This is a genomic window from Streptococcus sp. M143 (assembly GCF_000162495.1).
Taxonomy (GTDB): domain Bacteria; phylum Bacillota; class Bacilli; order Lactobacillales; family Streptococcaceae; genus Streptococcus; species Streptococcus dentisani.
Window position 1 is genome coordinate 46,058 of record NZ_GG730092.1, and the last position, 19,586, is coordinate 65,643.

22 protein-coding genes are annotated in these 19,586 nt (G+C 42.9%); 16 read left to right on the plus strand and 6 right to left on the minus strand.

The window, feature by feature from the left end:
• Positions 1-23: 23 nt before the first annotated feature.
• The 7 genes from HMPREF0850_RS03725 to HMPREF0850_RS03755 all read left to right on the plus strand — a co-directional run bounded on the left by HMPREF0850_RS03725 (position 24) and on the right by HMPREF0850_RS03755 (position 6,676).
• On the plus strand, positions 24-929 hold the full coding sequence (locus HMPREF0850_RS03725) for a PTS mannose/fructose/sorbose/N-acetylgalactosamine transporter subunit IIC (RefSeq protein ID WP_000616994.1): 906 nt from the start codon (positions 24-26) through the stop codon (positions 927-929).
• Positions 916-1,737, plus strand: coding sequence for a PTS system mannose/fructose/sorbose family transporter subunit IID (locus HMPREF0850_RS03730; protein WP_000185288.1), 822 nt, complete (start codon positions 916-918; stop codon positions 1,735-1,737). The genes HMPREF0850_RS03725 and HMPREF0850_RS03730 overlap by 14 nt, the downstream gene beginning before the upstream one ends.
• 3 nt (positions 1,738-1,740) lie before the next feature.
• On the plus strand, positions 1,741-2,145 hold the full coding sequence (locus HMPREF0850_RS03735; protein WP_000045700.1) for a PTS sugar transporter subunit IIA: 405 nt from the start codon (positions 1,741-1,743) through the stop codon (positions 2,143-2,145).
• Positions 2,146-2,355: 210 nt separating this feature from the next.
• A complete protein-coding gene (locus HMPREF0850_RS03740) occupies positions 2,356-3,522 on the plus strand; it encodes an SIS domain-containing protein (protein WP_000936005.1) in 1,167 nt (388 codons plus the stop codon).
• A gap of 10 nt (positions 3,523-3,532) precedes the next feature.
• Positions 3,533-4,528 (plus strand): tagatose-bisphosphate aldolase, encoded by a 996-nt coding sequence (gene lacD / locus HMPREF0850_RS03745; RefSeq protein ID WP_009013801.1) that lies wholly within the window; start codon positions 3,533-3,535, stop codon positions 4,526-4,528.
• 145 nt (positions 4,529-4,673) lie between these two features.
• A complete protein-coding gene (locus tag HMPREF0850_RS03750; protein ID WP_000649398.1) occupies positions 4,674-5,711 on the plus strand; it encodes an aldose epimerase family protein in 1,038 nt (345 codons plus the stop codon).
• 110 nt (positions 5,712-5,821) lie between these two features.
• Positions 5,822-6,676, plus strand: a complete 855-nt coding sequence (locus HMPREF0850_RS03755) for a VOC family protein (protein ID WP_000220454.1) — start codon at positions 5,822-5,824, stop codon at positions 6,674-6,676.
• 106 nt (positions 6,677-6,782) lie between these two features.
• On the opposite strand, the gene HMPREF0850_RS03760 is transcribed toward HMPREF0850_RS03755, so the two are convergent.
• Genes HMPREF0850_RS03760 through HMPREF0850_RS03770 form a run of 3 tightly spaced genes read right to left on the minus strand, consistent with a single transcriptional unit; the run spans position 6,783 to position 9,320 of the window.
• Positions 6,783-8,015 carry a sensor histidine kinase gene (locus HMPREF0850_RS03760; RefSeq protein WP_000488866.1) on the minus strand — a complete coding sequence of 411 codons (1,233 nt, stop codon included), beginning with the start codon at positions 8,013-8,015 and terminating at the stop codon, positions 6,783-6,785.
• The gene (locus tag HMPREF0850_RS03765) at positions 8,016-8,690 is read right to left on the minus strand and encodes a response regulator transcription factor (protein WP_000698157.1); all 675 of its coding nucleotides are present in this window, start codon (positions 8,688-8,690) and stop codon (positions 8,016-8,018) included. It abuts the gene before it with no gap.
• A gap of 9 nt (positions 8,691-8,699) precedes the next feature.
• A complete protein-coding gene (locus tag HMPREF0850_RS03770) occupies positions 8,700-9,320 on the minus strand; it encodes a GTP pyrophosphokinase (protein ID WP_025168361.1) in 621 nt (206 codons plus the stop codon).
• A 182-nt stretch (positions 9,321-9,502) separates the two neighbouring features.
• Between HMPREF0850_RS03770 and HMPREF0850_RS03775 the strand changes: the two genes are divergently transcribed.
• From HMPREF0850_RS03775 to HMPREF0850_RS03790, 4 genes are all read left to right on the plus strand, one after another.
• A complete protein-coding gene (locus tag HMPREF0850_RS03775; RefSeq protein WP_000185156.1) occupies positions 9,503-9,760 on the plus strand; it encodes a metal-sensitive transcriptional regulator in 258 nt (85 codons plus the stop codon).
• Between the two features lie 52 nt (positions 9,761-9,812).
• Positions 9,813-11,126: a DUF6630 family protein gene (locus HMPREF0850_RS03780; RefSeq protein WP_000159361.1), complete on the plus strand. Its 1,314-nt coding sequence runs from the start codon at positions 9,813-9,815 to the stop codon at positions 11,124-11,126.
• A gap of 31 nt (positions 11,127-11,157) precedes the next feature.
• Positions 11,158-11,427, plus strand: a complete 270-nt coding sequence (locus HMPREF0850_RS03785) for a hypothetical protein (RefSeq protein ID WP_000144781.1) — start codon at positions 11,158-11,160, stop codon at positions 11,425-11,427.
• A 141-nt stretch (positions 11,428-11,568) separates the two neighbouring features.
• Positions 11,569-12,057 carry a prolyl-tRNA synthetase associated domain-containing protein gene (locus tag HMPREF0850_RS03790; protein ID WP_000388666.1) on the plus strand — a complete coding sequence of 163 codons (489 nt, stop codon included), beginning with the start codon at positions 11,569-11,571 and terminating at the stop codon, positions 12,055-12,057.
• 44 nt (positions 12,058-12,101) lie between these two features.
• On the opposite strand, the gene HMPREF0850_RS03795 is transcribed toward HMPREF0850_RS03790, so the two are convergent.
• From HMPREF0850_RS03795 to HMPREF0850_RS03805, 3 genes are read right to left on the minus strand one after another with little or no spacing between them, the layout of a single operon-like run.
• Positions 12,102-12,398 (minus strand): rhodanese-like domain-containing protein, encoded by a 297-nt coding sequence (locus HMPREF0850_RS03795; RefSeq protein WP_000258399.1) that lies wholly within the window; start codon positions 12,396-12,398, stop codon positions 12,102-12,104.
• Complete coding sequence (locus tag HMPREF0850_RS03800) at positions 12,388-14,043, minus strand: FAD-dependent oxidoreductase (RefSeq protein WP_000691454.1); 1,656 nt, start codon at positions 14,041-14,043, stop codon at positions 12,388-12,390. The genes HMPREF0850_RS03795 and HMPREF0850_RS03800 overlap by 11 nt, the downstream gene beginning before the upstream one ends.
• A 20-nt stretch (positions 14,044-14,063) precedes the next feature.
• Positions 14,064-14,372, minus strand: coding sequence for a rhodanese-like domain-containing protein (locus HMPREF0850_RS03805; RefSeq protein ID WP_000468869.1), 309 nt, complete (start codon positions 14,370-14,372; stop codon positions 14,064-14,066).
• Positions 14,373-14,548: 176 nt separating this feature from the next.
• Between HMPREF0850_RS03805 and HMPREF0850_RS03810 the strand changes: the two genes are divergently transcribed.
• The 5 genes from HMPREF0850_RS03810 (at position 14,549) to HMPREF0850_RS03830 (ending at position 19,506) form a co-directional block, all read left to right on the plus strand.
• Positions 14,549-15,112 (plus strand): sugar O-acetyltransferase, encoded by a 564-nt coding sequence (locus HMPREF0850_RS03810; protein ID WP_000135704.1) that lies wholly within the window; start codon positions 14,549-14,551, stop codon positions 15,110-15,112.
• A gap of 275 nt (positions 15,113-15,387) precedes the next feature.
• Positions 15,388-16,623 (plus strand): carbohydrate-binding domain-containing protein, encoded by a 1,236-nt coding sequence (locus HMPREF0850_RS03815; protein WP_000837425.1) that lies wholly within the window; start codon positions 15,388-15,390, stop codon positions 16,621-16,623.
• Positions 16,624-17,042: 419 nt separating this feature from the next.
• Positions 17,043-17,759 (plus strand): ABC transporter ATP-binding protein, encoded by a 717-nt coding sequence (locus tag HMPREF0850_RS03820; RefSeq protein WP_000854376.1) that lies wholly within the window; start codon positions 17,043-17,045, stop codon positions 17,757-17,759.
• Between the two features lies 1 nt (position 17,760).
• On the plus strand, positions 17,761-18,843 hold the full coding sequence (locus HMPREF0850_RS03825) for an ABC transporter permease (protein WP_001259047.1): 1,083 nt from the start codon (positions 17,761-17,763) through the stop codon (positions 18,841-18,843).
• Positions 18,844-18,882: 39 nt separating this feature from the next.
• Positions 18,883-19,506, plus strand: a complete 624-nt coding sequence (locus HMPREF0850_RS03830; RefSeq protein ID WP_000361927.1) for a TetR/AcrR family transcriptional regulator — start codon at positions 18,883-18,885, stop codon at positions 19,504-19,506.
• Positions 19,507-19,586: the final 80 nt, after the last annotated feature.

Here is a 19,586-nt window from a genome sequence, read left to right on the forward strand (position 1 = left end):
AAAATTTTTAGGAGGTCATTGTTATGATACAATGGTGGCAAATTTTACTTCTCACTTTGTACTCAGCTTATCAAATCTGTGATGAGTTGACAATCGTTTCATCTGCAGGTTCCCCTGTATTCGCTGGTTTCATTACCGGTTTGATCATGGGAGATGTGACAACTGGTTTGTTTATCGGTGGTAGCTTGCAGTTGTTCGTTCTCGGGGTTGGTACCTTCGGTGGTGCTTCTCGTATCGACGCAACTTCTGGTGCGGTTCTTGCAACAGCATTCTCTATCTCCCAAGGTATTGATACAGATCTTGCGATCACAACAATCGCTGTACCAGTAGCAGCACTTTTGACATACTTCGACGTTCTTGGACGTATGACAACTACTTTCTTTGCACACCGTATTGATGCTGCGATCGAACGCTTTGACTACAAGGGAATCGAACGTAACTATCTTCTTGGTGCAGTTCCTTGGGCTCTTTCTCGTGCCCTTCCAGTATTCTTCGCCCTTGCTTTCGGTGGAGAATTCGTACAAGGTGTTGTAAACCTTGTTAAAGAATACCAATGGGTTGCAGACGGTTTGACTCTTGCAGGTCGTATGCTTCCAGGTCTTGGATTCGCTATCTTGCTTCGTTACCTTCCAGTTAAACGTAACCTTCACTACCTTGCTATGGGATTCGGTTTGACAGCTATGTTGACTGTTCTTTACTCAAACGTAACAAGTCTTGGTGGAGCAGTTGCTGGAATCATTGGCACTCTTCCTGCTGAAGTTGCTGAAAAAATTGGCTTTGTTAACAACTTCAAAGGATTGTCTATGATCGGTATCTCTATCGTGGGTATCTTCCTTGCAGTTGTTCACTTCAAGAACAGCCAAAAAGTTGCTGTAGCAGCACCTTCTACACCATCAGAAAGTGGGGAAATCGAAGATGACGAATTCTAATTACAAACTAACAAAAGAAGATTTTAATCAAATCAACAAACGTAGCTTGTTTACTTTCCAATTAGGTTGGAACTACGAACGTATGCAAGCTTCTGGTTACCTTTACATGATCTTGCCACAATTACGTAAAATGTATGGGGATGGAACTCCTGAATTGAAAGAAATGATGAAAGTTCATACTCAATTCTTCAATACTTCACCATTCTTCCACACTATTATCGCTGGTTTTGACCTTGCCATGGAAGAAAAAGATGGTGTGGGTTCAAAAGATGCCGTTAACGGTATCAAGACAGGTTTGATGGGACCATTCGCTCCTCTTGGAGATACTATCTTTGGTTCACTTGTGCCTGCTATCATGGGATCTATCGCAGCAACTATGGCGATCGCTGGCCAACCATGGGGTATCTTCCTTTGGATCGCAGTTGCAGTTGCTTATGACATCTTCCGTTGGAAACAATTGGAATTTGCCTACAAAGAAGGGGTTAACCTTATCAACAACATGCAAAGTACTTTGACAGCTTTGATTGATGCTGCATCTGTACTTGGTGTCTTCATGATGGGTGCTCTTGTAGCAACAATGATCAACTTTGAGATTTCTTACAAATTGCCAATCGGTGAAAAGATGATTGACTTCCAAGACATCTTGAACTCAATCTTCCCACGCTTGCTTCCAGCAATCTTTACTGCCTTTATCTTCTGGTTGCTTGGTAAGAAAGGTATGAACTCTACTAAAGCGATCGGTATCATTATCGTTCTTGCAGTAAGTCTTTCATTCATCGGTAAATTCTTGCTTGGAATGGGCGCATAATTTATGAGTAAATCATTAATTTTGGTGAGTCATGGTCGTTTCTGTGAAGAACTTAAAGGTAGCACAGAAATGATCATGGGTCCACAGGACAACATTCATGCAGTGGCTCTTCTTCCAGAAGATGGTCCAGAAGAATTTACTGCAAAATTTGAAGCTGCTATCGAAGGATTGGATGATTTCCTAGTCTTTGCGGACCTTCTCGGTGGTACACCATGTAACGTGGTAAGCCGTTTGATCATGGAAGGTCGCGACATTGAACTCTACGCAGGGATGAATCTTCCAATGGTGATTGAATTTATCAATGCCAGCCTTACAGGTGCAGATGCGGATTATAAGAGCCGTGCTGCAGAAAGCATCGTAAAAGTCAACGACCTGTTAGCGGGCTTCGATGATGACGAAGATGAATAATACTCTTCGAAAATCAAATTCAAACTACGTCAGCGTCGCCTTGCCGTACTCAAGTACAGCCTGCGGCTAGCTTCCTAGTTTGCTCTTTGATTTTCATTGAGTATAAGATGTAACTTAGAGCATCTTATATAGAATATACATGGGAATGGGAGTCACTCCCGTTCCCATATTTTCAATAGGAATGAAATAATAATAGATTAGAGGAACTCTATGCTAAATTACACAAAAGAAGAATTACTTGAACTGGGTGCAGAAATCACGACTCGTGAGATCTACCAACAGCCTGATGTATGGAAAGAAGCTTTTGAAGCCTATCAAGCAAAACGTGAAGAAATTGCAGCCTTCCTACAAGGGATTGCGGATAAACATGACTATATCAAGGTCATCTTGACGGGTGCTGGTACTTCTGCTTATGTGGGAGATACCTTGGTGCCTTACTTTAAGGAAGTCTATGACGAACGCAAATGGAATTTCAATGCTATTGCGACAACTGATATTGTTGCCAATCCAGAAACTTATTTGAAAAAAGATGTGGCGACTGTCCTTGTTTCCTTTGCTCGTAGTGGGAATTCACCTGAAAGTGTGGCGACGGTTGATTTGGCTAAGGCCTTGGTGGATGACCTCTATCAAGTGACCATTACATGTGCTGCAGATGGTAAATTGGCTCTTCAAGCTCATGGAGATGACCGCAATCTCTTGCTTTTGCAACCAGCTGCTTCTAATGACGCTGGATTTGCCATGACTTCTAGCTTTACATCTATGCTGCTAACAGCTCTCTTGGTCTTTGATCCTACAGAATTTGCTGTGAAAGCTCAACGTTTTGAAGTTGTGTCTAGACTTGTCCGCAAAGTTCTAGACAATGCAAAAGATGTCAAAGAGTTGGTTGACCTCGACTTTAACCGTGTTATCTACCTAGGCGCTGGTCCTTTCTTTGGACTTGCTCATGAAGCTCAGTTGAAGATTTTGGAATTAACAGCTGGTCAAGTGGCGACCATGTATGAAAGCCCAGTTGGCTTCCGTCACGGTCCAAAATCATTGATCAACGAAGATACAGTTGTTTTGGTATTTGGCACAACGACAGACTACACTCGCAAGTACGACTTGGACTTGGTTCGTGAAGTGGCTGGTGATCACATTGCTCGTCGTGTTGTGCTTTTGAGTGATCAAGCCTTTGGTCTTGAAAATGTCAAAGAAGTAGCCCTTGGCTGTGGCGGTGTTTTGAACGATATTTACCGTGTCTTCCCTTACATCGTTTATGCTCAACTCTTTGCCCTATTGACTTCACTCAAGGTAGAAAATAAACCAGATACACCGTCTCCTACAGGTACAGTAAACCGTGTGGTACAAGGTGTGATCATTCATGACTATCAAAAATAAGGAAGTATCTATGAGTAAATTACAATTAAGTCCCAATAAAGTAGCTTGCTTGCAAAAACTCTCTGACGAGAACGGCATTATCTCAGCTCTTGCCTTTGACCAACGTGGTGCTTTGAAACGCCTCATGGCTCAATACCAAGCAGAAGAGCCAACAGTGGCTCAAATGGAAGAACTCAAAGTATTGGTAGCAGATGAATTGACTAAATACGCATCCTCTATGCTTCTTGACCCAGAGTATGGTCTTCCAGCTACAAAAGCGCTTGATGCCAATGCTGGTCTTCTCCTTGCTTATGAGAAAACGGGTTATGACACAACTAGCACTAAACGCTTGCCTGACTGCTTGGATGTTTGGTCTGCCAAACGTATCAAAGAACAAGGTGCAGATGCTGTCAAGTTCTTGCTTTACTATGACGTAGACAGCTCTGATGAACTCAACCAACAAAAACAAGCCTATATCGAACGCATCGGTTCAGAGTGTGTGGCAGAAGACATTCCTTTCTTCCTTGAAATTCTTGCCTATGATGAAAAAATCTCTGACGCAGGTTCTGCAGAATACGCAAAAGTAAAACCACACAAGGTTATCGGTGCCATGAAGGTCTTCTCAGACCCACGTTTCAACATCGATGTCTTGAAAGTGGAAGTTCCAGTCAACGTCAAATACGTTGAAGGCTTTGGCGATGGTGAAATCGTCCATACTCGCGAAGAAGCTGCAGCCTTCTTCAAAGCACAAGATGAAGCAACTAACTTGCCATACATCTACTTGAGTGCGGGAGTATCAGCCAAACTCTTCCAAGATACTCTTGTATTTGCCCACGAATCAGGCGCAAACTTCAATGGTGTTCTTTGTGGCCGTGCTACATGGGCTGGATCAGTTGAAGCTTACATCAAAGATGGTGAAGCAGCAGCTCGTGAATGGCTACGTACAACTGGATTTGAGAACATTGACGAACTCAACAAGGTTCTTCAAACAACAGCGACTTCATGGACTGAACGTGTAGAAGCATAAAACAAGAATAGAAGAATCCCCTTTTGTTAAGAAAATACTTAAGGTTTTCTGACAAAGGATTCTGAAAATAGAAACTACAACCATAGATGGTGAGACACTCTCTATGGTTTGTTTACTTAAGAGAAATGAATCAAAGGAGAGAAGAATGAAAGCATACACAGAGCGTGTATTTGGAAATCATGAGGGCAAGGATGTCTTGGCCTATCGCTTTGAGACTGATGGTGGTTACCAGCTTGAAGTTATGACTTATGGTGCAACCATCTTGCGCTATGTCACACCTGACAAGGCTGGAAATTTTGCCAATGTTATCTTGGGATTTGATGATTTTGATAGCTATGTAGGCAATAGTCCCAAGCATGGAGCAAGTGTAGGTCCTGTAGCGGGCCGTATTGCAGGTGCGACATTTGAGCTCAATGGCAAGACCTATGACCTTGAAGTCAACAATGCTAGCAACTGTAACCACAGTGGTTCAACAGGTTGGGATTCGAGCTTGTTTGAATTGGTCGAGGTGAGCGACCATGGCTTGACCCTCTACACAGAGCGTACAGACGGGACAGGAGGGTTCCCTGGTAACCTCAAGATCTGGATCAGCTATCACTTGGAAGAAACTGGTGCCTACGAAGTCAGCTATAAGGTGACGACAGATCAGGATACGCTTGTCAATCCAACCAACCACAGCTATTTTAACTTGTCTGGTGATTTCACGCAGACGGTTGACCGTCATGTATTCCAACTAAACACAGAGGGCATTTACCCAATCGCTCCCGACGGTGTCCCAGCTAAGACTCCAGACGCTACTCGTGATGTGGTTAAACATATCTACAATGGTGCTTTGTTGAAGGACATCTTTGCAGAGGAAGATGAGCAAATCCAGTTGGTATCTGGTTTGGATCACCCATTTGCTCTTCCCGCCGGTCATGACAATGCTGGTTTCCTTTATGACCAAAACTCAGGTCGCTTCCTACTTTTCAAGACAGAGGCCCCTTGCTTTGTGGTCTACACAGCAAACTTTGTGGATGAGAGTGTGCTCATCGGAGGCCAACCAATGGTACAGCACAATGGGATTGCCCTTGAAGCGCAAGCTTTACCAGATGCCATTCACAGTGACCTCAAAGACCAGGTCATTCTCAAAGCAGGGGAAACTTTCACTAGCAAAACTCGCTACGAGCTTGTTGTAAAATAAAAAGAAGAGCTGGTTTCCAGCTCTTTTGAGTTGTCTTCGTTGACATTTTATCTCAATAGTGTATAATTGATGTAATTAACAAAGTTACAACAAACAAAAGGAGACACCCTATGACTTATGCATACCAAAGCCACATTTACCTAGCAGAGGCGGTTTTAAATGTCAAGGATTTGACGAGTCAAACGGCTTTTTATCACCAGATTATTGGCTTGGAGATTTTATCTCAAACGGAGACAGAAGTGATTTTGGGACTTGGTCGAAAAGCCTTGGTCCACTTGATTCAGGCAGAAAAGGCCGGGGAAGTAAGGGAGCATTATGGGCTCTACCATCTGGCGATTTTGTTGCCAACACGAAAAGCTTTGGCAGATGTCTTGAAACACCTAAGTGACTTGCGGACTCCTCTGGTCGGGGGAGCAGATCATGGATACAGCGAGGCTATTTATCTAGAGGATTTGGAAGGAAATGGCATTGAACTCTACCGTGATAAGCCAGTTTCTTCATGGGATATTCGAGAAGACGGCCGTATTATTGGTGTGACCGAAGCCCTTGCGGCACAGGACATCTATGAGTTAGGAGAAAAGGTAGATCCCTTTATCCTAGCTGAAGGGACGAGAATGGGGCATATCCATCTATCGGTGAAGGATAGTCGTGCGGCGAGCCAGTTTTATCAAAAGGTGTTAGGACTAGAAGATAAATTTAACATTCCTAGTGCTAGTTGGATAGCGGCTGGTCAGTACCATCACCACCTGGCTCTCAACGAATGGGCTGGGAAAGGGCTAGCTCCGCGTGAGCAAGGCTTGCCAGGTTTGGCTTACTATGTCCTTGAAGTCGAAAGCAAGGAAGAACTCCTAGTCATCGTTAAGCAAGCACAAGAGCTAGAAGCACCGATTAAATGGCTACATTTGAGTGAAGTGGATCTTCTAGACCCAGACGGGATTGTGACCCGCATTCGCTTGGAACGATGAGACGAGGAAAACATATCATAGACATAGAAAAAGCGAACAGGCTCGCATACTGTTTTTAGAATGCGGACTTGTTCGCTTTTGTATGAAATGATAAAGAGTGAAGCCATTATATCCAAACTGTAAAGGTAATCACCTGCTTTTTGTAGCTGACAAAGATCTTGCCTCTAAACAAGCTGACGAGATGCTGAGCCATGGAGAGACCAATTCCATGTCCAGATATGGTTTGGTTGTTGTGAGAGGTCTCCGCACGATAAAAACGATCAAAGAAACGTTTAATATTAGCTGCTTGCCCATCCTTGTAATCGTTAGACACAGTGATACAGGTGCGTTTGCGTAGGAGATAATTTTTTCGTTGAAGCGTCAAGCGAATCGTTCCAGCGGGATCGCAATATTTGCGGGCATTGTCAAGAAGAATGCTAAGAAGCTCATAAAATTCCTCTTGGGCTACTTTTTCCATAACGTCTGCTTCAATCAGACTTTCAAATTTTTGATCCTCTTTGGTAAAGAGAGGAGCAAAGTCTGAGGCGACCTTTTCAGCGATGACGGAGATATTTTGAGGGGCTAGTTTGATATCCTCTTGTTCCTCGAGTCGGGCAAGTCGGATCAGTCTTCCAATCAGATGGTTGAGACGCTCGGTCTGTTCCTTGGTGCTGACGCTCCACTCAGTTTCTCCTTCCATCAACTCCTGCAGCTCGGTATTGGCCGAGATGATAGCCAGCGGTGTTTTGAGTTCATGCCCTGCATTGGTGATAAACATCCGTTGTTTTTCATAGTTTTTGACGAAGGGACGGATAACAATCCCAGAAATCAAGGTGAAGAGCAGAGCAAGGAGAAATAGGCTAGCCAGTGATAACCAGATAGAGACTTGAAAGAGGGTGTCCCGTTCGCGAATGTAGTTGGTCGCTTCAAAGAAGACTAGGAGCTTGCCCGAAGCTGTCTGACTAATCTGGTAGGTGAAGTAGCGCCCGTTGCGAGTAATCGTGCCATGGGTTTCCTTTTTTTTGAGGATTTTTTGGATAAAGTCTCTAACGTCTGCTTCGGTCAGTGATTGGACATTGCCTAGAGAAATCGCGTAGTCATCTCCCTTTTCTCTGACAGAGAAGTACTGAAAATTGTAAATAATCCCTTCTTGGATGTTCTTTTTGGTGAAACTTTCCTTGATTTCGTCTGTGATTGGGAGTTCGCCTTCATTTTTAGACAAGATGGATAGGACGGTTTGGATATTATCCTCTGTCTGAGTATAGACGATGCTATTCATCAAGACCAGAAAGAATGCAAGAATTAGAGCGATAGCAGCAGTGGCTGTAACAATGAACTTGATACGTAGTTTTCGAAACATCTAGTCTCCTCCTATCAGTTGGAAAGGCCCTTCTGCAGATCCTAAGATTTGCAGATTGGACTGAACACTTTGAAGCTTTTGACGTAGGTAGGAAATATAGAGAAAAACGAGATCGTGATCACTTTCTTCCAACTCATCTGGCCAGATTTGCTCTAGTAGTTGTTGACAACTGAGGGCTTGGTTAGCATGCTGGATGAGGAGGGTCAAGAGTTGGGTTTCCTTCTTTCCCAAGCGAATGCTGTTTGCAGCCACTAGTTCTTGCTCATCAATATCTAAGCAGGTGTTACCTAATTGGACCGTATCTGGGGTATAGTCCTCCAGACGGCGGGCAGTAGAACGAAGTCTGGCCAATAGTTCTTTGAGAGAGAAGGGTTTGGTCAAGTAGTCGTCAGCACCTGCATCGAGTCCGGTTACACGGTCATCTACTTCCGCCATAGCTGTCAGCATGATAACGTGGGTCGTATTGCCCAACTGGCGAATTTCTTTGAGGGCTTCTATTCCTGTCTTAATCGGCATCATGATGTCAAAAATCATGAGGTGATAGTGGTTAGTTGTAGCCTTTTTGACAGCATCTTGTCCGTTAAAAACCGAGTCAACGGTATAGCCTTCGCGTTCTAAGGCTACGGTAATGACGCGGTTTAGTTGGGTTTCATCTTCGGCAAGTAGGATTTTCATAGGTTCTCCTTAGTCTTGGTCAGATCGCTGAATCAAATCACGGATGGTCTGCATGGTCAAGTCGCATGAAGCAAGCTCATCGGCACAGCGTTTGAGCTCGCGTGTGATTCGTTCAGGATTTTGGATGTTTTTCTTGTACTTCATCTGGTGTTCAAGGCTGGCCCAGGAATCCATGGCAATCGTGCGTAGCTGGATTTCGATAAAGTAGGTACCCTGGTCATTCCCCAGACAGTCTGGGTAGGGGGTAGCCACCTCTAGAATCAGATGGTAAGAACGATAGCCATTAGGTTTGACCTGACGGATATAGTCTTTCTCTTTGAAAATATGGATGCTTGGCATCTGACGAATATACTCTACGATGCGGTAGATATCATCTGTAAAGCCTGTGATGATCCGAACACCGATAGCATCACGGATTTCTTTAAGAGCGGATTGACTTGTCTGAGGAAGGCCTTTGCGTTGGCATTTCTCACGCATACTTTTTTCTGTTTTGATGCGTGCATGCAAATGCTCATATAGTTTGAGGGAGGTTTCTTTTTTGTAATTAGCTGCGACCTCTTCCATATCTTCAATAAAGGTCTGCAAGATAGTGGGTAAGTAGACTTCGCAAGGGCCATAGATAGAGTTCATAGGCTGGTCCATTCTAAGAATGACTCGTATTGCTACGAGCATAGATTCTAATAGTATTTGTCATTCTATTATACCATGAAAGCGATAGCAGGGTGAGATTCTATTGATAAAGAGGGAACGAGAATTTTGACAAAGGAGTCCATTCGAGATATAATGAAGAAAAATCGACCAAGGATAAGAAGATGACAAACTCAAAGTATATTACACGCCTGAAACGTTCAGAGGGGCAGTTGCGTGGAATTCAAAAGATGATCGATGAAGATCGTGATTGTGCAGATATCATTACCCAGTTGACAGCGGTTCGTTCGAGTGTGGAGCGCGTGATTGAGATGATCATTACCGAGAATCTCACAGCCTGCATCAACCAACCCCTAGACGACCCTGAGGCTCAAAAAGAGCGCTTAGAAAAGGCTGTTCAGTACCTAATCAAACGAAAATAGTAGTTCTCTATGTGATAGAACAAGATAAGAAAGTAGATCACAGGTGGGAAAGATGACAAAAGAAGAACGAGCAGAAAAATGGTTTCAGAGTGTTCCTGAGGCAGAAGCTATTCCTATACAAACTAAAATGGAGATCTGTAGTCAGGCAGCGAAGCGAATGGCGTTTATCTGGCTTGGCCTACTTGGTGTGGAATGTTTGTTCCTATTCTGGTTCACTGGGGGCGAACTGTTCAATCAAGTAGCGGACTTTCTAAATCAGCTATCAGAAGGGAGCCCCACAAAAAATCGATATAAGGGTCTCGCACTTGCAGGGACTCTTATTTGTCTGCCTGTCTTGATCTTTCCTAGTGTTGTTGCCCATTTCTTTAGACAAGGTTGGATTCAAAAAGAAGCTGAAAAGGTAGTCAAAGTGATGCCCCCTGTTACAAGTGATCAGCCTTATCTAGATGGAGATGAGGGAGCAGATTTTGCGAGCATTTCAGGAAGAATCTTTGCGGATTGGGTGCTAGATGATGGTGAGAAGGAACAAAATGGCTTTGAACTTGAGGAAGTATGGCAGCAACTGGCAGCTGTCCAAGATGGTGATAGGGATTTTCTCACTTTAATACCTCAGCAACCAGTTAAACTAAAGGGGAGTCAGCTTGTATCGGATTTTGTACAGGTTTGTCAGGATGAAGATTCGGACGGTCTTCATTTTGAAATCAGTGTTGCCGATGCTGAACGGATCGACGAGAATGTAATCTACGAAAAAAATGGTCTGAGCGAGAAAGAAACTCAAGACATGCTTCGGACATATTTGGAGAACAGAGTCACATCAGAGCTAGAAGACTGGGAAATTGTACTAGATATGCGGACAGATGAGCAGAAAAATATCGCAATCTATCAGGAAATAACCCAACTGCTAACAGATGATAGTGAGGTACGATCTCGTTTGACCTCCTGTTTTGAATCACCGAAAGCCTATTTCAAGCAGTATGCAGAGAGATATGACGAGCGGGGCATAGGCGAAGAAGTCAATGAAGCTACGATAAAATGGCTTGCTATTGCTGATGAACTGCTCGCTGTGGATGCAGTCATTGAGTTAGACTGGAAGACAGATAAGGAAGAATTCTTGTACCAACTAGAGCCTCTGGCAGCTAAACAAACTCTTGATTTGGAGGAGAATTGGTTCGACGAGGATGATGACATCCCTACTTGGTGTAAGATTTTGGATGAAAGATGGGTTGGACACGATTTCTGTCTTGCTTGTATGGATATTAATAGCGATAGTTATGTGCTATTTATCTGCAAGAGGGATATTCTGGAAAAATTAGTCACCTTGAGTCACACAATCAATCAGCGTTTCGGCCATGCAAAAAATATGTAATTGCTAGTGTATTTTAAGGAGGTAATTCAAGATGACTTTTGTGTTTAAGGATGCACCCAACACAGCCTGTATCGTTTGTCACCATGTCTTGACTGGGAAAAATCCGATTACCTTTATCTCCCACGATGAAGAAGACGGTATGTGGCAATTTCTATGTTCAGAAGACCACAGTAGAGAGGACGCACGCCTCATTTCCCTAGCTGAAGCATTTAAACTAGATGCATCTATCGGACAAGTCGCGGATATGCCTTGTGGCTACGCGGTGGAAAGAAAAGATGGGCTTGCTGGCTGGAAATCATGACCTTCCTAACAGTTGGAGTTCTGTCTAAGATAACTTGTATGAAAATTAAAGAAACCTAGAGAGGCTTAGATGGAAATTGGAAGAAAATGCATTCCAATGGTATAATTAAAGGTAGCAAGACAAGTTAAAGGAGGCCAGCAAATGGAAGCATACGAAAAAGTAGTAGAAATGCTAAATGGGCTAGATATTCCCTTTGAAATCGTGGAGCACGAGCCAGCCTTTACAACGGAGCAGGCCGACAGCTTTATCGAAGGGATCGAAGGCGTCCGTACCAAGACTATGTTTCTCACCAACAAAAAGAAAACAGCCTATTATCTCGTGATTATGGATGATAAGAAACGTTTGGATATGGACCTCTTGAAAGACTTGGTAGGAGCCAATAGAATCCGTATGGCTTCCTCTGAGAGCTTGTTTGAAAAAATGAGCTTGCCCGCAGGCGTTGTATCTCCATTTGGCTTGCTGAACAATACTGATAAGGACATTCAAGTTTATTTCGACAAAGAAATCATGTCTGAAAAACGGATGAGTTTTCACCCCAATACCAACGAGAAAACCCTCTTTTTGGACACGACAGATATACTCAAATTCCTAGAAGCTATTGGCTATGAGGTTCATATCATCGAGTTATAAATATTAAAGAAACCGACTAAGTTCATCTTAATCGGTTTTTTTGATTATTCTACCTCACCTGGCCAGTGGTTCATACCACCTTCTACATTGGTAACGGTAAGGCCTTGGGCGCTGAGAAATTGACAGGCAGAGGCAGAACGCACTCCACCTTGACAAATGACATGGTATTCCTGGTCAGGTTTGAGTTCTTTGTAGCCTTGCTCCAAGGTGCTTAACGGAAGATTTTTTGCACCTGGCGCATGTCCTGCTTGAAACTCATGTACTTCACGTACATCGATAAGATCTAGTTTTTCATTTTGATATTTTTCATAAAAGTCAGCCATGCTGATATTAGTTACCATATTCTACTCCTTCTGGGTTAGCCATTTTGTATAGTGAATAAGCGCCGTCAAGGTTTTGAACGGTAAATCCTGCTTGTTTGAGGATACGCTCTGCGATATAGCTACGCAAACCACTGTGGCAGCTAACGATGTAGGCTTGGTTCTTGTCCAGTTCATCCAAGCGTTCACGAAGTTCGTTTAGGGGAATGTGGATAGTGTCGACTTTGAGTCGACCACTCTGAAATTCGCCACTTGTCCGCACATCTAGGAATTTCTTTCCAGAAGCTAGTTCGTCTTCGAGCTGGTACCATTGAACATTATCGCTGAGACCTTCGATAAGGTTCAAGGCTGCGTAGCCCAGCATATTGACGGGATCCTTGGCAGAGCCAAATGGTGGCGCATAGGTGAACTCCAATTCTGGTAAGTCAAAGACGGTGAGATTTCCCTTGATAGCAGTTGCCAGGATATCGATTCGCTTGTCAACGCCTTTCTTCCCAACTCCTTGGGCACCGTAGATTTTTCCAGTGGTCGGGTCAAAGAGGAGCTTCAAGGTCATATCAGTAGCGCCTGGATAATAACCAGCGTGGTCTTTCCCACTGACATGAAGGGCCTTGTAAGGAAGTTGATTCATGACAAGGATACGTTCGCTGAGACCAGTCGAAGCAGCTGTCATATCAAAGGCACGAACGATGGCAGTACCGATACTGCCCTTGTTGGTACGACCGAGTCCTGCGATGACGTCCGCTACTTGTCGTCCTTGACGATTGGCAGGAGAAGCTAGAGAGATGAGGGCATCTTGGCCAGTAATCTCTTGCTTGACGACGATGGCATCTCCAACTGCAAAAATATCTTTTTGACTGGTTTCGTAGTTTTCGTCGACCAAGATACCGCCACGTAGTCCCAGTTCAATCCCAGCTGCCTGAGCCAGTTCGTTTTCAGGTTCAACACCGACAGAAAGGATGGTGAGGTCAGAAGCAATCTTTTGACCATTTTCGAGAACGATGGTTTTTCCTTGCTCTTCAAATCGAGTCGCAGACTGAGAAGTGATAACGCGAACGCCGTTTTTGACCAATTCTGCTTGGACAAAGGCCGCCATTTCCTGATCTAATGGTGGCAAGACATGGGGTGCTTTCTCCACGATGGTGACTTGCAATCCACGTTTTGCCAGATTTTCAGCCATTTCAAGCCCGATAAAGCCTGCACCGATAACGACAGCTTCTTTTGGATGATTGTCCAAGGCTGCCATAATCTCATCGAGGTTAGGAACATTGCGAAGCGTGTAGGCGTTCTTAGCTTCTGCCAAACCTTCAATGGCAGGCACGAACGGTTTAGCTCCCGGAGAGAGGATCAGCTTGTCATAGCTTTCTGTAAACTCTTGTCCATCATGCCGCACAGTTACAGTGTGTTCTTCTGGCGAAATCTGGATGACCTCGTGAAATGGTCGCACATCGAGATTAAAGCGTGCCTTGAGACTTTCAGGAGTTTGGACCAATAAACTCTCACGGTTTGCAATCTCTCCTGAAACATAGTAAGGAAGTCCGCAGTTTGCAAAGGAAACAAAGGGACCTTTTTCAAAAATAGTGATTTCAGCGTCTTCCATGAGACGTCTGAGACGGGTTGCTGCTGACATACCGCCTGCAACTCCCCCGACAATGATAATTTTCATTGACTTTCTCCTTTATGCTTCTAGATGACCTTACCTGTCCAAGCACTCATACCGCCTCGGACATTGATGACATCGTAGCCTTTTTTCTTAAGCTTTTTCGCAGCTAGTTTGCTTCGTACACCAGAGTGACAAATGACATAAAGTGTTTCTTTTGTCGCAGGTGTGTAAGATCCGATTTCCGTTAAAGGAACATTTTTGGCATTTTTGATATGACCTCTACGGAATTCCATAGGCGTCCGAACATCCAGTAGCTGAATCGGTTCCTTGAGTTTAGCTTCTAACTCGCTGGTAGAAATACTGTCAATTTTTGTAAATAATAAGTGAAACATAGGCACCTCCAAATATACCCTTATGGGGTATATTAAATCATGAAGTCAAGCTTTTGTCAAGCAAGTTGTTTTGACTTGGGAGAGGGCTTGGTTTTGAGAGTATAGAAAGCAGGCTATTCTTGACCTTTCAAAGGCTTTTTGATATGATGGGTCCAAAGTAAGTGTGAGGTGATAAGATGGCTAGCGAATACCAGAAAATGATAGCAGGGGAGCCTTACCGTCCGTCGGATCCAGAATTACGGGCCTTGGCTCAGACAGCACGTCAGAAGCAGGCTGATTTCAATCAGGAGCTAGATCCCTTAAAAGGTGCGGAGATTATCAAGACTTGGTTTGATTCAACTGGGCAAAATCTCTATGTCAATCCACGCTTGGTGGTTGATTATGGGGTCAACATCCATCTAGGGGAAAATTTTTATTCTAATTGGAACTTGACCATGCTGGATGTTTGTCCGATTCGCATCGGGAACAACGCCATGCTTGGCCCCAACTGTCAATTTTTAACCCCACTCCACCCACTGGATCCGCATGAACGCAATTCAGGGGTCGAATACGGCAAGCCCATCACCATCGGAGATAATTTCTGGGCTGGAGGTGGTGTCATTGTCCTTCCTGGGGTGACACTGGGTAATAATGTCGTCGCTGGAGCAGGGGCCGTGATTACCAAGTCCTTTGGAGACAATGTCCTTCTAGGCGGTAATCCTGCGCGAGTTATCAAGGAAATCCCTGTGAAAGAAAATTAAAAAGAACAGCTGGGGCTGTTCTTTTTGTAATCTTTATCTTAGTCTTATAAATTTTTCTTTTTTGGCTTTTTGGGTTAGAGTGACATCGCACTTGGGGATGTTGGTTTTAAAAAATATTAAATGCATTTTAGTACTCTCAAATTGTTTCTAGTAGCCCTTTTAGAAGAATACTAAGCAAAACTGAAATTAAGGAAATTTTCAGAAAAGTTTTAGTTTTGTTTCAGGAATCTTCGGTAGACTGTCTAGCTATATTATACGAAGGAGAGGAAAAAGGTATGAAATCAAAAAAATGGACCCTACTCGCAACAAGTTTAACGGCAATGGTGCTGATGGCAGCATGTTCCCAGTCAACAACTTCATCCAATACCAATGCAACGACAAATAGTGCCACAACAACTGCAACAAAGACAAACCAATCATCCTATTTTACAGAGAAGGACAATGATACCTCTTATGATGAAAGCACAGCTTCTAAGATTGAGTTATCTGGCTCATCAGCAAACGTCTCTGGAGATGGGGTGACAGTCTCTGAATCAACAGTGACCATCACAAAATCTGGAACCTATGTGATTTCAGGTCAGTCTGACGGAGTGCAGATCAAGGTAGAGGCAGATAAGTCTGCAGATGTTCATCTAGTCCTAAAAGGTGCGACCATGACCAATACCAATGCAGCGATATCTGCGACATCAGCTGGGCATGTCTACTTGACTCTAGCAGAGGGAACCACCAACAGTCTCTCTGACTCAAGCTCTAACAGCGATGAAAAAGCAGACGCAGCTCTCTTTTCTAAGGTGGATTTGACCATCAACGGGAAAGGAACTCTCGATTTAGATGGCAAGAAGAACAACGGTATCAAGGCTAATGACACTCTCCACATCACGGGTGGAACCTATAACATCACAGCAGTTGGCGATGCCTTTAATGTTAATGATGAACTCAACATCACTGGTACGACCATGACTATCGACGCCAAAGAAGATGGGGTCAAGGTGGACAATGACGAGGATACTTCAGTCGGGACTATGTACCTATCCAACAACACCATCACCGTCACAGCAGGAGATGATGGCATCCACGCATCAGGTGATTTGGTTATCGATAGTGGTACCTACACCGTCAAGAATTCGACAGAGGGACTTGAAGGTAAGTCAATCACTATCAACGGTGGGGACATTACCATTTATTCGACAGATGACGGAGTTAATGCAGCTAATAAAAACGCCCAACAGAGTGAAATCTTCTTTACCATGAACGGTGGGAACCTGACAGTAGAAGTCGGCCAAGGAGACACAGATCCAATCGACTCGAACGGCAATATCACAGTCACAGGCGGAACCATTAAAATGACTGGTCAAACAGGTTTTGATTTTGATGGAACTGCGACCTACACAGGTGGAGATATCTATCTCAACGGTGAAAAACAAACGGAAATTGTCAACTCTATGCCTGGAGGCGGTGGACCAAATGGAGGCCCTCAAGGCGGAGGTCCAGCCCCTGGCGGACAAGGATAAAAAAGAATCTCCTTTCTCGAAAGAGAAGGGAGAGTTTTATGTAGGAAGGATTTTCTAGAATAAATACCAATCCGGAGTTGAGAACTTCTTGGTCTGTTTCATATAAAAACGGATAAAGTGAATTTCCATAGCTAAGGTTATCAAGGTTGCTATTGTGATGACAGTAGTAGGATTGGCTGAGAAAAGTAGAGGAAGAATAGGCCTTTAAAAAGTGGACAGGAAAGACCATTTCGGAGTATCGTGAAGAGATTTAGAAACAGCTCTAAAAGCAATAGCTATCCATTATAAGCATCAGATATTAATGTCTGGTGCTCTATTTTTTAAAGAATTCAGATTTTCTCTTGACAAGTGAGTGATTACTCACTATAATAGCTTCGGTGATTTAAAAAGTGAGTATTAACTCACCAAGGAGGAAGTAAATGAAAACATTACTACATTTACAAGATTTAGTAAAATCTTTTGACCATCAAATAGTTCTGAATCATGTCAGCTTTGAATTGCAGCCAGGAGAAATTATAGGCTTAATTGGTCCGTCTGGTGCTGGTAAATCAACTATGATTAAGACTACGTTAGGAATGGAAAAGGCTGATGGAGGCGTAGCTTTAGTGCTAAATCACACAATGCCCAATCGCTATATTTTAGGAGATATTGGCTATATGGCCCAATCAGATGCTTTATACGAGACCTTGTCAGGCCAAGAAAATCTGGAATTTTTTGGTCAGCTAAAGGGGCTTTCTAAAAAAGACCTGAAGGCGGAAATTGCTTATATAGCTCAAGTAGTAGATCTGACAGACTACTTAAACAAGGCGGTATCTGGTTATTCTGGAGGAATGAAACGGCGTTTGTCACTGGCTATCGCGCTTTTAGGAAATCCTCAACTCTTGATTTTGGACGAACCGACAGTTGGAATCGACCCTTCTCTTCGAAAGAAAATCTGGAAAGAATTATTCGCGCTTAGAGACAATGGGGTTGGGATATTAGTTACTACCCATGTTATGGATGAAGCAGAGTTGACGGATAAGGTCGGCTTATTATTAGGCGGAAAAATCATTGCTTTTGATACACCGCAACACTTAAAAGAAAGTTATCAAGTTTCAAGTATTGAAGAAGTATTTTTAAAAGCAGAAGGTGAGTAAAATGAGAACAATAGCGATTGCAAAAAAAGTCATCAAAGAATTACTTCGTGACAAACGAACTCTAGCCCTGATGTTTATAGCACCTGTTTTTATCATGTGGTTGATGAACCTCATGTTTTCAGCTAGTACAACCGTGAATGTCAAGTTAGCAACACAGGATCTACCAACTGGTTTGGTAACGAAAATGGATGAGCTCGATCATGTGGACGTCGAGACTTATCAAGACTTAGATCAAGCCAAAGAAGCGCTAGCAAATGAAAAAGTCGATGCTGTGATTTCTTATAAAAACGGTGAGTACCAGGTCGACTACGCAAACACAGACGCCTCCAAAACATCTATGATACGACAAGTGTTACGAACGAGTATCGCCAGTGAAGGCACCGATCAGTTAGTATCTCGTGTTAAACAAGCTCTTCCACAATTGGACTCGGACGCAAAAACACCAGAAATCAAGGAGTCTTACCAGTATGGAGATGAAAATACAAGCTTCTTTACCAGTATGATTCCGGTTTTGATAGGTTTTGTAGTTTTCTTCTTTGTCTTTTTGATTTCAGGTATGGCGCTTTTGAAAGAGCGCACCAGTGGAACACTAGAACGTTTGTTAGCAACACCAGTGAAACGATCTGAAATCGTCTATGGCTATATGTTGTCTTACGGTATTATTGCGATTTTTCAAACAGCAGTTGTCGTTTTAGCGGCAATTTGGCTACTAGATGTAGAAGTTGTAGGAAGTATTTTAAATGTTATAATAGTTAATGTGGTACTGGCTCTTGTAGCACTAGCTTTTGGAATTCTCTTGTCTACTCTAGCAAAATCAGAATTCCAAATGATGCAATTTATTCCTCTCGTGATTATGCCCCAACTTTTTTTCTCAGGAATTATTCCATTGTCATCCATGGGAGAATGGGCTCCAACTGTGGGAAAATTTTTGCCATTAACCTATTCTGGTGATGCAATAAGCCAGATTATTCTTTACGGACACAATCTTGGTGATATTTTGTCAAATCTTGGTGTTTTAATGATTTTCTTGATCATTTTAACAATTCTCAATATTGTTGGATTGCGTCGTTATCGTAAAGTTTAGAAATCAACATAAATAATGCTAAAAAGGTGTGAAGATTAGATGGATAAGACTGTTTTTGAATCGTTTGAAGATTACTTAGAAGAAGCGAATTACCCTCAAGGAAAGAAAAAAATCATGCAGGCAGCAGTGGATCTCATATCAACCAGGAGTTACCATGGGACTTCAACTCTTCACATAGCTGAGCGTGCTGGACTAAGCCAGGCAACTTTGTTTAAGTATTTTAAGACGAAGGATGATCTACTGACGGCTATTTTACATCCTGTAGTCCCAGGAATTTTCGGTAGTTTTTTTGAGGAACTCTTAGCTTTTGAAACGACAGAAGAGAGGGTTCGTTATCTCGTCCACAATCGTATGAGCTATCTCAAAAAAAATCGTGCTTTGATGAAAATCATTCTGCAAGAGAGTTTTTCAAATAAAAAACTAAAAAATGAACAGATTTTTATCTGGAATGCTATTCAAGATAAACTTCGAGTACTTCATAAGGAATTGCTAGCAGATCCACGTGTAAATCCAGAGATAACGATTCCTCAAATGGTTCGTATTTGTGTTGGTCCATTGTTGGCTTACTTCGCTCAGCTTTATATCGTTAGCGACAATGGAGAAATAAAAGAGGAAGACTTAGACTTATTAGAAAAACAGATTTTAGGTGGTTTGTGGAAATAAGGGAGTTCTAGAAGAACTAAGGTTTATTTACTTAACTTTCAAATAAGCTAAAAAAGACATGTTCTGCTTATTTCAGATTC

Excerpts from the sequence above, each read along its gene's own strand:
- HMPREF0850_RS03725 (WP_000616994.1), top strand. The coding sequence starts at position 24 with ATGATACAATGGTGGCAAATTTTACTTCTCACTTTGTACTCAGCTTAT.
- HMPREF0850_RS03800 (WP_000691454.1), bottom strand. The coding sequence starts at position 14,043 with ATGAAAATTATCATTGTCGGGGGAGTTGCAGGCGGTATGTCAGCAGCA.
- HMPREF0850_RS03785 (WP_000144781.1), top strand. The coding sequence starts at position 11,158 with ATGACTTTTGTGTTTAAGGATGCACCCAACACAGCCTGTATCGTTTGT.
- lacD (WP_009013801.1), top strand. The coding sequence starts at position 3,533 with ATGAGTAAATTACAATTAAGTCCCAATAAAGTAGCTTGCTTGCAAAAA.
- HMPREF0850_RS03805 (WP_000468869.1), bottom strand. The coding sequence starts at position 14,372 with ATGTTTCACTTATTATTTACAAAAATTGACAGTATTTCTACCAGCGAG.
- HMPREF0850_RS03825 (WP_001259047.1), top strand. The coding sequence starts at position 17,761 with ATGAGAACAATAGCGATTGCAAAAAAAGTCATCAAAGAATTACTTCGT.
- HMPREF0850_RS03750 (WP_000649398.1), top strand. The coding sequence starts at position 4,674 with ATGAAAGCATACACAGAGCGTGTATTTGGAAATCATGAGGGCAAGGAT.
- HMPREF0850_RS03730 (WP_000185288.1), top strand. The coding sequence starts at position 916 with ATGACGAATTCTAATTACAAACTAACAAAAGAAGATTTTAATCAAATC.
- HMPREF0850_RS03810 (WP_000135704.1), top strand. The coding sequence starts at position 14,549 with ATGGCTAGCGAATACCAGAAAATGATAGCAGGGGAGCCTTACCGTCCG.
- HMPREF0850_RS03815 (WP_000837425.1), top strand. The coding sequence starts at position 15,388 with ATGAAATCAAAAAAATGGACCCTACTCGCAACAAGTTTAACGGCAATG.
- HMPREF0850_RS03790 (WP_000388666.1), top strand. The coding sequence starts at position 11,569 with ATGGAAGCATACGAAAAAGTAGTAGAAATGCTAAATGGGCTAGATATT.
- HMPREF0850_RS03760 (WP_000488866.1), bottom strand. The coding sequence starts at position 8,015 with ATGTTTCGAAAACTACGTATCAAGTTCATTGTTACAGCCACTGCTGCT.
- HMPREF0850_RS03795 (WP_000258399.1), bottom strand. The coding sequence starts at position 12,398 with ATGGTAACTAATATCAGCATGGCTGACTTTTATGAAAAATATCAAAAT.
- HMPREF0850_RS03820 (WP_000854376.1), top strand. The coding sequence starts at position 17,043 with ATGAAAACATTACTACATTTACAAGATTTAGTAAAATCTTTTGACCAT.
- HMPREF0850_RS03740 (WP_000936005.1), top strand. The coding sequence starts at position 2,356 with ATGCTAAATTACACAAAAGAAGAATTACTTGAACTGGGTGCAGAAATC.
- HMPREF0850_RS03765 (WP_000698157.1), bottom strand. The coding sequence starts at position 8,690 with ATGAAAATCCTACTTGCCGAAGATGAAACCCAACTAAACCGCGTCATT.
- HMPREF0850_RS03830 (WP_000361927.1), top strand. The coding sequence starts at position 18,883 with ATGGATAAGACTGTTTTTGAATCGTTTGAAGATTACTTAGAAGAAGCG.
- HMPREF0850_RS03770 (WP_025168361.1), bottom strand. The coding sequence starts at position 9,320 with ATGAACTCTATCTATGGCCCTTGCGAAGTCTACTTACCCACTATCTTG.
- HMPREF0850_RS03780 (WP_000159361.1), top strand. The coding sequence starts at position 9,813 with ATGACAAAAGAAGAACGAGCAGAAAAATGGTTTCAGAGTGTTCCTGAG.
- HMPREF0850_RS03775 (WP_000185156.1), top strand. The coding sequence starts at position 9,503 with ATGACAAACTCAAAGTATATTACACGCCTGAAACGTTCAGAGGGGCAG.
- HMPREF0850_RS03735 (WP_000045700.1), top strand. The coding sequence starts at position 1,741 with ATGAGTAAATCATTAATTTTGGTGAGTCATGGTCGTTTCTGTGAAGAA.
- HMPREF0850_RS03755 (WP_000220454.1), top strand. The coding sequence starts at position 5,822 with ATGACTTATGCATACCAAAGCCACATTTACCTAGCAGAGGCGGTTTTA.